This window comes from uncultured Anaerovibrio sp., assembly GCF_947302755.1.
In the GTDB taxonomy this organism is placed as follows: domain Bacteria; phylum Bacillota; class Negativicutes; order Selenomonadales; family Selenomonadaceae; genus Anaerovibrio.
Map to the genome: position 1 here is coordinate 22,038 of NZ_CAMYWM010000001.1, position 12,936 is coordinate 34,973.

The window sequence follows — 12,936 nt, forward strand, 5'->3', positions numbered from 1 at the left end:
TGAAGGTTATGCAAAAGGTGTTGATTATTGCCGAGGCTGGCGTTAATCATAATGGAGATATAAATATTGCCAAAAGGCTGATAGATGAGGCTAAAAGAAGCGGAGCGGATATTGTGAAGTTTCAGACCTTTAATCCACAAAAGCTGGCTTCGAAATATGCGACAATGGCGGAATATCAAAAGGATAATCTGGGCCGGGAAGAATCACAGGAAGCAATGCTCAGCAAGTTGACACTGAGTTGGGGCGAATATGTGGAGTTGGCGGAGTATTGTAAAAAGATAGGTATTAAATTCTTGTCTACTCCGTTTGAAAGCGAAAGTATTCATTTCTTGGATGATTTGCAGGATATATGGAAAATCCCGTCTGGGGAAATTACCAATTATCCTTATCTGGTGGATATTGCCAAGACTGGAAAAGAGGTTATTCTTTCTACGGGAATGAGTAATATTGATGAGGTTAAAGGGGCCATTGATGTTTTGAAGAAACATGGCGCAGGAAAAATCACGCTGCTCCATTGTACCACTAATTATCCAACTCCGATGGATGATGTTAATCTTAGGGCTATGCTGACGCTTGAAAAGGAATGTGGCTGTGCGGTAGGCTATTCTGACCATACGCAGGGAATAGAAGTCCCTATTGCGGCTGTGGCCATGGGGGCAACCGTAATTGAAAAGCATTTTACCCTTGACAGGAATATGGATGGACCTGATCATAAGGCCAGCTTGGAGCCAGATGAGTTAAAGGCAATGGTTTCTGCCATTAGAAATGTGGAGAAGGCTATGGGAGATGGCAATAAAGTACCGTCACCATCCGAAATGGCCAATATAGCTGTGGTCAGAAAGAGCATTATTGCAGCCAAGGACATAAGGGCCGGTGAAATTTTTTCTGAGGAAAATTTGACGACCAAACGGCCGGGAACAGGAATCAATCCAATGCGTTGGAATGAGGTTTTAGGGCAAAAAGCTAAACGGGATTTTGCAGAGGATGAACTGATAGAGTTATGAAGAAAATAGCTGTTGTCACTGCAACAAGGGCCGAGTATGGCCTTCTGTCGCCAGTAATAAAAGAATTACGAAAACAGGAAACCGCAGATTTTAAGGTCGATTTAATTGTCACCGGAACTCATCTTAGTGAAAAATATGGAATGACTTTAAATGAGATTGATGAAAGAGTTGATTGTAAATTACCTATTTCGGTTGAATCTGATACAGAATTGGATATTTCCCAAAATCAGGCTGAGGTATTGGTAAAATTTACTGAGTTATTCGTCAAAGAACAATATAAAGCGGTTCTTCTGCTTGGTGACAGATATGAAACCCTGACTGTTGCTATTGCGGCTGGAAATACGAGGACACCGATTTTCCATCTCTGTGGCGGTGATACTACAGAGGGAGCATTGGATGAGTGGATTAGGCACTCTATTACCAAAATGAGTTATCTACATTTTGTGACTAATGAGGATAGCCGCAAGCGGGTAATGCAGCTGGGTGAATCACCTGATAGGGTGTTTAACTATGGGTCTACCAGCATAGATAATATTTTGCATGTTGCTGATATGACCAAAACTGAGGCACTGCAAAGTATCGGCTTGGGTGATTGTAAATATGCTCTTTGTACCTATCACCCAGTGACTATGGATAATGGCAATGTTGATGAGCTAATAAAGGCTTTTCTTGCGGCGATTAAGGCATTTCCAGAGTTACAGTTCATTGTAACCAAATCCAATGCCGACCAGGGCGGGGCCAGGATAAATGAGTTGCTGGATGAAGCCGAAAAGCAGATAGATAATCTTCATGTATATACTTCCCTCGGAGTGAGACGGTATTTGTCATTGATGAAGTATGCTGAGTTGGTGCTGGGTAACTCTTCCAGTGGTATAATAGAAACGCCGGCTTTTCGTGTGCCAACGGTAAATATTGGAGATAGACAACGGGGAAGACTGCAGTCCGTAAGCATTATTAACTCTGATGTAGATAAAAACAGCATTGTGAATGCAATCAGACAAGCATTATCTGATGAACATAAAATCATTTGTAAAAGTGTGATCAGCCCGTATGGTGATGGTACCGCAGCGGAGAAAATTGCGAAAAAGATAGTTGAAATCGTTACAAATGGCACGATAGACTTGAAAAAGAATTTTTATATTGTATCATAGACGAAGAAAGGTTGAGTATTATGAATGCGATTGTCGTCGGTCTTGGCTCAATGGGAAGACGAAGAGCCAGATTGCTACATGATTTAGACAAAACTATAAAAATAATTGGTGTGGATATGCAAGATTCCCGCAGAAAACAAGCTGAGGATGAATTGGGGATTGTAACTTGTGAGACGATTGAAAAGGCATGTAAGGAATATCAACCAGATATGGCATTTGTTTCCACCTCGCCGTTATCACATGCAGCAATTATAAATGAGTGTCTGGAGAATAATCTCCATGTTTTCACTGAGTTAAACTTAGTTACTAATGGCTATGACGAGAATGTTAAGCTGGCCCAAACCAAAGGAAAAAAATTGTTTTTGTCGTCGACGTTCCTTTATAGAAAAGAGATTCAATATATAAAGCAAGCCGTTTCTTCTGCTGGATGCCCGCTTTCGTATATGTATCATGCCGGGCAATATTTACCAGATTGGCATCCTTGGGAAAGCTACAAGGACTTTTTCATAGGAAAAAAAGAGACAAACGGTTGTCGCGAGTTTATGGCAATCGAATTTCCATGGTTGATTGATGTTTTTGGCAATATAAAGTCTATTAAATCGATTAAAGGAAATGACAGCAGTCTGGATATTGATTTTGCCGATATATACCACATTATGATAGAACATGAGACTGGTCATAAAGGAATGATTACTGTTGATGTCGTTTCGCGGAAGGCTGTCCGCAATATGGAAATATCAGGTGAAAAGCTCTATTTAACTTGGCATGGAACCCCGGATTCCCTGAAGGTTTATGACTATGACAACAAGCTGGATAAGGATATAGTTCTATATGATTCAGTAGAAAACAGAGCTGGATATAGTGCATTTATCATTGAAGATGCATATAGAAGTGAAATTGAGAATTTCCTGAATGTGGTTGCAGGGAAAGAAAAAGCCAAATACTCGTTTGAACAGGACAAAAGAGTTCTTTCAATAATAGATGAGATTGAAGAAAGTGAGGATAACTTAAAATGACACAAAATGAGATTTATGGCAAAAAGGCACATGAGCTGATTCCAGCCGGTGCACATACTTATAGCAGAACAGATGAGGTTTTTCCAGAAAATGCTCCGCGTGTATTCAGTCATACAAAGGGAGTTTATGCCTGGGATGTTGATGGAAATAAATATTTGGATTTTGCCATGGCGTGCCGCTCAGTAACTATTGGCTATGATTATGAGCGGATTTCAAATGCTGCCATTGCCCAGATTCATAACGGAAATACAGCAAGTAAGGCTTCCAAGGTTGAGGTTGATGCTGCCCAGACTATGGTTGATCTTATTCCGTGGATTGATATGGTTAAGTTTGCTAAAAATGGTTCCACGGTAACTTCGGCTGCCACTAAGCTTGCCAGGGCATATACTGGCAGAAAATATATCGTACGGTGCAAGGAGCATTCTTTTTTCTCCTACGATGACTGGTTTATTGGTGATACTGTCATGGATGGCGGTATTCCAAAGGATATTAAGGATTTAACACTGCAGTTCAATTACAATGATATAGCATCTGTTAAGAGTGTATTTGAAAAGTATAAGGGCCAGATTGCCTGCCTTATTATGGAGCCGGTTGATGACCAGGAGCCAACAAATAATTTCCTGCAGGAAGTTGGCAAACTTTGTAAGGAATATGGTGTAGTGTATATTTTGGATGAAATGATTACCGGATTCCGTTGGGATTTACAAGGTGCTTGCAAATATTATGGTGTAGAACCAGATTTGGTGACCTACGGCAAGGGAATGGCCAATGGCTTCTCTGTAGCAGCTCTTGGTGGAAAGCGAGAGATTATGGACTTGGGTGGACTTACACCTGGCAAGGAAAGAGTGTTCCTGATCTCGACCACCCATGGTGCAGAGATGAGCAGCCTGGGCGCATTTATTGAAACTGTAAAAGTATACAAAGAATTAAATGTTACAGATCATATTTGGGCAATGGGTAAAAAGCTTTGTTCCGGGCTTCGTGATTTAGCCAAAGAGTATTCTTTGGAAGATTATTTTTATATCACTGGGGCTGAATGCTCACCTAATATGGTTATTTGCGGTAATGACAAAAAGCCATCCTTTGAGCATAGAACAGTATTTTGCCAGGAAATGCTAAAGGCTGGAATTTTGATGCCGTATATTGCCATTGCATATGAACACAATGACAAGGAGATAGATATGGCCTTGGAAGCTGCCCGGAAAGCTATGAAGGTGTTGTCTGATTCGTTAAACGGCAATGTTAATGACTTTATTATTGGCAATGTTATTAAACCTGTTTTCAGAAAATATAACTGATTTTTATTGCGCATTAAGGCGGCACCCTAATTGTAGATATGGTATATTATTATCTGCTATTAGCGAGGTATAGAAAGGTGGAGAATGTATCCGCCGCAGATACATAATTGATGTATAAGGGAAAAAAGATTTTGGCGGTTGTGACGGCTCGGGGGGGCTCCAAAGGACTTCCTGGCAAAAATATACGGCCAATGCACGGTAAACCACTGATACAGTGGACTATTAAATCCGCTCATAATAGTAAGTATTTGGATAAGTTGTTCATTTCCACAGATAGCCTGGAAATTGCTGATGTTTGTGAAATGGCGGGTGCACCGGTTCCGGAACTGAGACCGGAGGAACTGGCCCAGGACAAGTCATCATCGATGGATGTGCTGGTATATACACTGGAATTGCTGGAAAAACAAGGAGAAAAATATGACTATTTGATTCTGCTGGAACCGACCTCACCTCTTCGTAAAGAACAGGATATAGACAAGATGATCGAGCTGGCGGTAGATAATCCTGAGGCTGATGGGGTTATTTCTGTGGGCCGGGTCCACTTGGAGCATCCGTCTATTGTGAAAAAAATAGACGAAAATGGGTTTATTTGTCCGTATTTTGAGCATGTACCAACCTTTTATCAAAGACAGGAAGAAGATGCGGCATATTTCCCATATGGGGTAGGTTATCTGGTTCGGGTGGACAGGTTTAAAGAAACTCATGCTGTCTACATGGAAAAAATGTTGCCATATTATATCGAAAGATGGCAGAACTATGAGATAGACGATATCTATGATTTTGAGTGTATTGAAAAAATAATGGAGCTGGAGGAACAGTATAAATGAGTTGTTATTATGTTAAAGGCCTGGGCTCAATGGGTAAGCGTCGTGTGCGTTGCCTTATGGCACTGGGCGTAAAGCCAGAGAATATCTGGGGAAATGATATAAGACAGGATCGGTGTGATGAAGCCAAGGAAAAGTATGGTATCAATATAGTGGATGATGAATCAGAGCTGGATTTTGACAAGATTGATGCTGTTATTGTATCCTTGCCACCGGATAAGCATAAAATTGGTGTTGATATAGCTGTTAAATACCATAAGCCTGTTTTCGTGGAAGCCAGTGTGGTTCTTGAGGAAAAACGATAGCAATGGCATTTTTGTTGCGCCTTCCTGCACATTTGTTTTCCATCCTATGGTTAAGGAAATAAAGAAGATCGTTGAAACTGGCAAATTGGGCAAGATGTGCAATTTCTCATACCATAGTGGCCAGTATTTACCTGATTGGCACCCATGGGAAAGTGTAAATGATTTTTATGTAGGCAATCGGTTGACTGGTGGGGCTAGAGAAATAGTTCCTTATGAATTAACCTGGCTGACAGATGTTTTTGGGTTCCCAAAAGAAATTAAGGGATATTTCCGTAAGACAGGCGATATTGGCTGTGATATAGAGGACAGCTATGCAAGCACTATCGACTATGGTGATTCCATAGGTACCCTGATTGTCGATGTAATGAGCCGTTATCCAGCCAGAAACCTTATTATCAATTTCCAGAATGGCCAGATTCAGTGGAAATGGGATGAGGAGCGTCTGACTGTATATAATGCAGCGGATGGAACTACTACATATATAAAACAGGAAAAGCAGCCGCATGAAGAAGGCTATGCTGATATGATAGGCGAGCAGATGTATATCGATGAAATAGCGGCTTTCCTCGCCGGTACAAAAGATGCGAAAGCTTATCCTAGCACGGTAGATAAGGATATACAGGTCCTCAGGCTTTTGAATTCAATTGAGGATTCAGATGGAGGCTTTGACAGATAAAAATGAAAGTTGCTCTTGCGCAATTCGATATAATTTGGGAGGATAAGGAATCTAATATTGCCAACGCTGAATCTCTTATTGCTGCTGCTGCAAACGATGGCTCAGACATTATATTTTTTCCTGAAATGAGCTTTACTGGGTTTTCCATGAATACGCGTGTTACAGGGGAGAAGAACAGCTACACTGTTGACAGGATAAGCAATATTGCGAAACAAAATGATATAGCTGTTGGTTTTGGTTGGGTGAGATGGCATGACAATAAATGTGAGAATGTTTATACTCTGTTAGATTCTTCAGGTAAAATAGTATCAGAATATGTTAAGATGCATCCTTTTTCCTATTCCGGGGAAGATAAGTATTTTGCCGGCGGAGAGAAAGTAATGGTTGCTGATTTTAAGGGGATACCCTTCTCGACATTCATTTGTTATGATTTGAGATTCCCTGAAATATTCCGGGCAGTTGCAAAGGATGTGCATATGATAATCGTGCCTGCATGTTGGCCTTCCAAACGTGCTGAACATTGGAAAACCTTGCTTAGGGCACGGGCAATTGAAAATCAGGTGTATATTCTGGGAATAAATTGTCAGGGAAATATCGGTGGGCTGTATTACTCCGGTGACAGTTGCGTTATTACCCCTAATGGGGATATAGCCGTATCAATGTCGAATGAGTGTGGATTATTAACTTATAACTTGATGGATGATGTTGAAGAGTATAGAAAGGGATTTCCGGTTCTCAAGGATATGAAGCCAATCCCTTAAAAAAGGGAAAAGCGGATGTTTCAAATAATTTCTAATGTGATATTTGCAGGAGAGAATGAAGGCATAGAAGGGATTAGGTGAATTTGTCAAATGGATATCAATGATAATAGGGCAAGAATATTATTTGTCTGCTCTACAAAATTATTATTATTTAATGCTTTGCATGTTCGTATGCATATGTTCCCAAATGCCAAAGCAGATATAATATTTGATTTTTCGCGTCCGGAAACAGTTGCCTGCGCTGAGCGAATCAGTCAAACAAAATTGTTTGATAATGTTGCATTTAGATCGCCTCCCTATGTCGATTTTAAGGAATATTTCAGTTTAGTTAGAAATAATCAGCCTGCACCATCACTCTTTACTGCCATCAAAAATACTGTCAATAAATATGGTAAAACAGGCCATAGAAATGCTGATAGCAGAGAACAGTATCTGGAGCAACAAATACATGGGTATGAAAAACTGGATATTAGCCGGTATACACATATATTTGGGTATGGTAATACCGATACTATAAGGAACATAGTTTCGCTAGCCAAAGAAAAAAATAAAACCTGTAAAATGTGTGTGTTGGAAGAGGGAATAGGTTCATATTTCAGAGAATATATTTGCAACGATATAAAGCCTGACAGTATTTTCCTTTACAGTCCCAATATGGTTTTGTATGAATATGATGAAAGAATAACTAAAATTCCGCCAATAGATAAAAATGACAAGGAATTTATTGATTGTGTAAACCTTGTTTTTAATCACAGAGATAAAGAGAAGGTAGAAAATAAAATTATCTTTTTTGATGACCATGCTTCTGACATGCCGGGGTATTTGAAAATAAGTAAATTGTTATCAAAAACCCTGCTTCGCAATTCATATAAAAAACATGTGAGAGAAATGCGCTTTCTTCAGTTGCAGAGAGAAGCTTTTGAATTACTTTGCAAATACCGTAATAACAGGGAGGTAATTGTAAAACTTCATCCTACTACTAAACGCAATACTATCGAAGAGGAATATTTAAACAGACCCGGAGTTTCGGTACTGGAGGCAGCCTTTGCACCGTGGGAAGTGGTTTGTTTAAATAACGATGTACATAATAACATTATTGTAACTATGATGTCGGCGGCAGTTAAAGGAAATAGTATTTTCACGGGATACACGGACAATAACGTATATATTGTTTTGGTTGATCTTGTGTCAGATATCTATGACAATGAGAAGGGCAGTGCATTACTCAAAAAATGGAGTGAGCAGGAAAATATACATGTTATTTTCCCGCAAGATATTGGTGAATATGAAGAATATTTAAAGTCCAATAATTCCAAGATGACAGATAACTGGAGATAATATGAATTTTAATTCTTTGGAATATGCTATATTTTTGCCAATAGTATTTTGCTTGTATTGGCTTATGCCTCATCGTTTTCGATGGGCATTTTTATTGTTGGCGAGCTACTATTTCTATATGAGCTGGAATCCGCAATATATTGTGTTGATATTGGGGACTACAGCAATTTCATTTTTTGCGGCATTGTTGATAGAAAAATGTGACACAGTCCGGGCAAAGAAGATGGTTTTGGCGGGAGCTGTGTTCGTTTGTCTGGGTGTACTGTTTTGTTTTAAATATTTTAATTTCATGTCAGCTTCTTTGGTTGAGCTGTGTTCCCTTTTGGCCATAAATCTTCATCCCATAACTCTAAATGTGCTGTTGCCAGTTGGAATATCCTTCTACACATTTCAGACCATGGGATATGTTATAGATGTTTACCGGGGGAATGTGAAGGCAGAGAGACATTTTGGCGAGTATGCGGCATTTATATCCTTCTTTCCCCAGTTGGTAGCTGGTCCTATTGAGCGGACAGCCAATCTTCTGCCTCAAATAAAAACAGTCAAAAAATTTGATTATGATGAAGCTGCCTATGGCCTTCGGCTCATGGCTTGGGGGTTCTTCAAAAAAATAGTTATAGCTGATAATGCTGCTATTGTAGTAGATAGCGTTTATTCATCTTTGGATAGATGCACGGGATTTGATCTGATACTTGCAGTGCTGTTTTTTACGATGCAGATATATTGTGATTTTTCCGGGTACTCGGATATTGCTATTGGTACTGCCAGATTGTTGGGCATAAAGCTTATGACAAATTTCAAAAGCCCGTATTTTTCCGGCAGTTTAAAAGAATTTTGGAGCAGATGGCATATATCCCTTTCCACCTGGTTTAGAGATTATTTGTATATTCCTTTGGGGGGCAACAGGTGCTCCAAATTCAGGCACAACATGAATATCATGATAACCTTTCTTATAAGTGGCCTGTGGCATGGGGCAAATTGGACATTTGTACTATGGGGAGGAATTCATGGATTCATTCAGGTTGTTGAAAATGTTCTTGGTCTGAATAAAATTACGAAATCAAAATTGCAGCATATTATTTCGGTTGTTATAATTTTTTTAATTTGCAATATAGCCTGGGTATTCTTTCGTTCTAAATCAATTACAGATGCTTTTTATATTCTTGGCAATATTATTTCTGCCAACGGTGGTATTGATTGGTATATACGAAGCGGTATAGAGATAGACGAGAGTACCATTTATCACATATTGATACCTGTGGTGGCGATGATGGTATATGATTTTATATCCTTGAAACGGGATGTGATAAAATGGGTTGGTTCACAAAAAATGCTGGTACGTTGGTGCCTGTATTTTGTAATAATATTTTGGACCATACTTATGCTGCCTCTGGAAAACTCCGGCTTTATATATTTCCAATTTTAATGGGGTATTATTGTGAGAACAATATTAATAAAAATGATAATACTGGCATTGACAGTATATAGCGTGGTTATATCAGTTAATTATTTTGTTGACCCTGCCAATTTATATCATGAGGGCACAGTTACCAAATTGGTGGATTGTCTCAATGATGGCAAAAATGTTAAAATTCCCGCAAATATTGATGAGGGGGTATTTCAGGAAAAAAGAATTGCAACTATGACCTGGAATCCAGAGACAGTAATAATTGGCTCAAGCCATGTTATGTATATGCCCTTTGATGATGGCAGTATGGTATACAATGCAGGTATGTCCGGAGCATATTTAGGAGATTATTATGCTTTAACCGGACTGCTGCAATATTATGATAAAATGCCCAAGAAAATAATAATAGGCGTTGATCCCTGGACCTTTATGCGCGGCAGTCTCGATGGGAAACATCCTTCATTGCATAGGTATGCGGAATACATGAAAAAAAACATTGATGGCTCCCAGGATACATACTATGGAGGAAATTATATTGATGATAAGTTAAAGGAACTGATTTCATTATCATATTTTCAGTCTTCCATTGCATATGCCAGAAAAAATCTTTTTAAGGCAGAAGATGATGTAGAGACTGTTTCTGATGATCAGATTGGAGATGATGTCAAGATTATCGTGGATGGAAGGCGTGTTCCATCAGTTAAAAATTTTCTTACCCAGAAAGAAATTGATGAGGAAATTTTAAAGCTGTTGAATAAAGGTACTATGTATCAAATGGGAACAGGCTTTAAAGAGGTTCAGCATGATAATATTGCAGATTTTGAAAAATTGTTGCAATATTTACAGGCCAATGGGGTGGAGGTAAGCATTTATTTACCAGTATGGCATCCGAAGATTTACAGTTTTTTCTGTGAAAGTGAAGCATTTTCCGGAGTGAAAAAAATTGAGGACACCATACGCAAAATTGGTTATGGGTACCAGATTCCCGTTCATGGTGGATATGATCCAAGGGATTGTGGTATTACAGAAAACGACTTTATGGATTATCTACACCTGAAGCCGGAGAAGATGAAGGAAAACTATGAACTGATATTGGACAGTAAGTAGTTTTTGGGCCACGAAGACAGCTGTTTGCTTTTTACTGAATAGTTACAAAATTGGCTTTATTTTTGTGGTGGGAAAGTTGAGTTATTATCAAATGGCCATTAAGTATATCACTGATAGGGTTGGCGATATACAATTATTTGTTTTTTCCAATGATATTCCTTGGGCGAGGAAAATATAAAAACAGCTCAGGAAATCCATTTTGTGGACAACAACACGGAAGAAAAGGGCTATGAGGATATGCGGTTAATGAGCCTTTGCCGGCATCACATTATTGCCAACAGCTCCTTTAGCTGGTGGGGTGCCTGGCTGGGAACGGCTGGGGATAAGATTGTGGCAGCCCCTAAAAAGTGGTTGGCTAATGAACAATCTGGCCATGAGGATGTTGTGCCCAGTGGATGGATTAAAATGTAACTGGAATATGTCCAAATCATAGTATAAATTCAAAAGACTATTTTGTGTAGAATATATCAAACAACGTAGAATAACAATTATTTTTCCTCTACGTCTGCTAGACAAGCGTGATACAATGGAATAAAATAGATTAGCTCAATATAGCTTTTAAGCCTACATTAACATAGAAAATATAAGGAGTGTGCTGAGTAATGTTTAAGAAGACTAAAATCGTTTGTACCATGGGACCTACAACTGATAAGCCGGGAATCATTGAAGAATTGATGAAAAACGGCATGAACTGTGCCCGTTTTAACTTTTCCCATGGTGACCACGCCGAGCAGTTAGGCCGTATCGAGCGGGTGCGTGAAGCAGCCCGTCATACGGATAAGATTATACCATTGTTGCTGGATACCAAGGGGCCGGAGATGCGTCTGGGGGCCTTTAAGGATGGCAAGGTGCAGCTCACCAAGGGCAATACCTTCCGTCTCACCCAGTCCGATGAGCCAGGTGATGAAACCGGGGCACCAATAAGCTACAAGAACCTCTATAAGGAAGTAAAGCCAGGAGATACCATTTTGCTGTCCGATGGATTGGTTGGCCTTAAGGTGAAGGAAATTCAGGGACAGGATATTGTGACGGAAATTCTCAACAACGGCCCAATGAGCACTCGCAAGCGGGTGGCTGTACCGGGAGTAGCCATTGGCCTTCCACCTATTTCTGAGCAGGACGAAAAGGACATTCTCTTCGGTATTGAGCATGATATGGATTTCGTAGCCGCCTCCTTTATTCAGCGGGCCAGTGACGTGGAGGCCATCAGAAAGCTGATCACGGACAACAACGGCCACATGGAGATTATCGCCAAGATTGAAAATCTGGAGGGCGTAAAGAATATTGATGCCATTATTGAGGCTGCCGATGGAATCATGGTAGCCCGTGGTGATCTGGGGGTAGAAATTCCGGCTGAGGATGTGCCGGTTATTCAGAAGGAGGTCATTGCCAAGTGCAACAAGGCCGGTAAGCTGGTAATCGTGGCTACCCAGATGCTGGAGTCCATGACCAACAATCCGCGGCCAACCAGAGCTGAGGTATCTGATGTAGGTAATGCGGTATTTGATGGTACGGATGCTATCATGCTCAGCGGCGAAACTGCCAGCGGTGATTATCCGGTAGAGGCTGTTCAGACCATGAGCACCATTGCCAAGCGCATCGAGTCATCTATTCATTATGAAAATCGGTTTGCAACTAAGGGCATGGAGCATAAAAAGAGCATTACCGACGCAGTAGCTCATTCCACGGTGCAGCTGGCCTATGAGCTGGATGCCACCGCCATTATCACCCCAACGGAAACCGGCTTTACGGCCCAGATGGTATCCAAATACCGTCCACAGGCCACCATTATCGCCTATGCCTCCACCTCCAAGGTAGCCCGTCAGTTGAACCTGCGCTGGGGCATTCAGCTGGTAAATGGCCGCATTTGGGATGATGAACCGGATCGCACCGGAGCCTCCATTGCCGCCGCTCTCCGCGCCGGTCTGGTGGAGAAGGGGGATATTGCCGTGGTAACCTCCGGTATTAACATGAGCAGGTGGAACAACACCAACAAGATTCAGATAAGAACCATTGACTAAGCCCTTCTATTGTATTTCGTATCATAT

13 protein-coding genes are annotated in these 12,936 nt (G+C 40.5%); all 13 read left to right on the forward strand.

Translation table 11 applies throughout. From position 1 onward, the window contains the following. Positions 1–8 precede the first annotated feature (8 nt). The 13 genes from neuB (at position 9) to pyk (ending at position 12,909) form a co-directional block, all read left to right on the forward strand. Positions 9–1,004, forward strand: a complete 996-nt coding sequence (gene neuB / locus Q0Y54_RS00110) for an N-acetylneuraminate synthase (RefSeq protein ID WP_297962930.1) — start codon at positions 9–11, stop codon at positions 1,002–1,004. Next, entirely contained in the window at positions 1,001–2,155 is a 1,155-nt protein-coding gene (neuC, locus tag Q0Y54_RS00115) for a UDP-N-acetylglucosamine 2-epimerase (RefSeq protein WP_297962932.1), read from the forward strand. Before neuB ends, neuC begins: the two co-directional genes overlap by 4 nt. 20 nt (positions 2,156–2,175) lie before the next feature. Further along, positions 2,176–3,171 carry a Gfo/Idh/MocA family protein gene (locus Q0Y54_RS00120; RefSeq protein ID WP_297962934.1) on the forward strand — a complete coding sequence of 332 codons (996 nt, stop codon included), beginning with the start codon at positions 2,176–2,178 and terminating at the stop codon, positions 3,169–3,171. Beyond that, positions 3,168–4,469, forward strand: a complete 1,302-nt coding sequence (locus tag Q0Y54_RS00125; RefSeq protein WP_297962936.1) for a glutamate-1-semialdehyde 2,1-aminomutase — start codon at positions 3,168–3,170, stop codon at positions 4,467–4,469. The genes Q0Y54_RS00120 and Q0Y54_RS00125 overlap by 4 nt, the downstream gene beginning before the upstream one ends. Before the next feature lie 110 nt (positions 4,470–4,579). Then, positions 4,580–5,296: a cytidylyltransferase domain-containing protein gene (locus Q0Y54_RS00130; RefSeq protein ID WP_297962938.1), complete on the forward strand. Its 717-nt coding sequence runs from the start codon at positions 4,580–4,582 to the stop codon at positions 5,294–5,296. Next, the gene (locus Q0Y54_RS00135; RefSeq protein WP_297962940.1) at positions 5,293–5,598 is read left to right on the forward strand and encodes a Gfo/Idh/MocA family oxidoreductase; all 306 of its coding nucleotides are present in this window, start codon (positions 5,293–5,295) and stop codon (positions 5,596–5,598) included. Before Q0Y54_RS00130 ends, Q0Y54_RS00135 begins: the two co-directional genes overlap by 4 nt. A 46-nt stretch (positions 5,599–5,644) precedes the next feature. After that, a complete protein-coding gene (locus Q0Y54_RS00140; protein WP_297962942.1) occupies positions 5,645–6,274 on the forward strand; it encodes a hypothetical protein in 630 nt (209 codons plus the stop codon). A gap of 2 nt (positions 6,275–6,276) precedes the next feature. Continuing rightward, positions 6,277–7,035 carry a carbon-nitrogen family hydrolase gene (locus tag Q0Y54_RS00145; protein WP_297962944.1) on the forward strand — a complete coding sequence of 253 codons (759 nt, stop codon included), beginning with the start codon at positions 6,277–6,279 and terminating at the stop codon, positions 7,033–7,035. Positions 7,036–7,125: 90 nt separating this feature from the next. Beyond that, positions 7,126–8,373 carry a hypothetical protein gene (locus tag Q0Y54_RS00150; RefSeq protein ID WP_297962946.1) on the forward strand — a complete coding sequence of 416 codons (1,248 nt, stop codon included), beginning with the start codon at positions 7,126–7,128 and terminating at the stop codon, positions 8,371–8,373. 118 nt (positions 8,374–8,491) lie between these two features. Continuing rightward, a complete protein-coding gene (locus Q0Y54_RS00155; RefSeq protein ID WP_297962948.1) occupies positions 8,492–9,799 on the forward strand; it encodes an MBOAT family protein in 1,308 nt (435 codons plus the stop codon). Positions 9,800–9,811: 12 nt separating this feature from the next. Continuing rightward, positions 9,812–10,888: a hypothetical protein gene (locus Q0Y54_RS00160; RefSeq protein WP_297962950.1), complete on the forward strand. Its 1,077-nt coding sequence runs from the start codon at positions 9,812–9,814 to the stop codon at positions 10,886–10,888. Positions 10,889–11,047: 159 nt separating this feature from the next. After that, positions 11,048–11,299 carry an alpha-1,2-fucosyltransferase gene (locus Q0Y54_RS00165; protein WP_297962952.1) on the forward strand — a complete coding sequence of 84 codons (252 nt, stop codon included), beginning with the start codon at positions 11,048–11,050 and terminating at the stop codon, positions 11,297–11,299. Between the two features lie 191 nt (positions 11,300–11,490). Next, positions 11,491–12,909, forward strand: coding sequence for a pyruvate kinase (gene pyk / locus Q0Y54_RS00170; protein ID WP_297962954.1), 1,419 nt, complete (start codon positions 11,491–11,493; stop codon positions 12,907–12,909). The last annotated feature ends 27 nt before the right edge of the window (positions 12,910–12,936 follow it).

Excerpts from the sequence above, each read along its gene's own strand:
- neuB (WP_297962930.1), top strand. The coding sequence starts at position 9 with ATGCAAAAGGTGTTGATTATTGCCGAGGCTGGCGTTAATCATAATGGA.
- neuC (WP_297962932.1), top strand. The coding sequence starts at position 1,001 with ATGAAGAAAATAGCTGTTGTCACTGCAACAAGGGCCGAGTATGGCCTT.
- Q0Y54_RS00120 (WP_297962934.1), top strand. The coding sequence starts at position 2,176 with ATGAATGCGATTGTCGTCGGTCTTGGCTCAATGGGAAGACGAAGAGCC.
- Q0Y54_RS00125 (WP_297962936.1), top strand. The coding sequence starts at position 3,168 with ATGACACAAAATGAGATTTATGGCAAAAAGGCACATGAGCTGATTCCA.
- Q0Y54_RS00130 (WP_297962938.1), top strand. The coding sequence starts at position 4,580 with ATGTATAAGGGAAAAAAGATTTTGGCGGTTGTGACGGCTCGGGGGGGC.
- Q0Y54_RS00135 (WP_297962940.1), top strand. The coding sequence starts at position 5,293 with ATGAGTTGTTATTATGTTAAAGGCCTGGGCTCAATGGGTAAGCGTCGT.
- Q0Y54_RS00140 (WP_297962942.1), top strand. The coding sequence starts at position 5,645 with ATGGTTAAGGAAATAAAGAAGATCGTTGAAACTGGCAAATTGGGCAAG.
- Q0Y54_RS00145 (WP_297962944.1), top strand. The coding sequence starts at position 6,277 with ATGAAAGTTGCTCTTGCGCAATTCGATATAATTTGGGAGGATAAGGAA.
- Q0Y54_RS00150 (WP_297962946.1), top strand. The coding sequence starts at position 7,126 with ATGGATATCAATGATAATAGGGCAAGAATATTATTTGTCTGCTCTACA.
- Q0Y54_RS00155 (WP_297962948.1), top strand. The coding sequence starts at position 8,492 with ATGAGCTGGAATCCGCAATATATTGTGTTGATATTGGGGACTACAGCA.
- pyk (WP_297962954.1), top strand. The coding sequence starts at position 11,491 with ATGTTTAAGAAGACTAAAATCGTTTGTACCATGGGACCTACAACTGAT.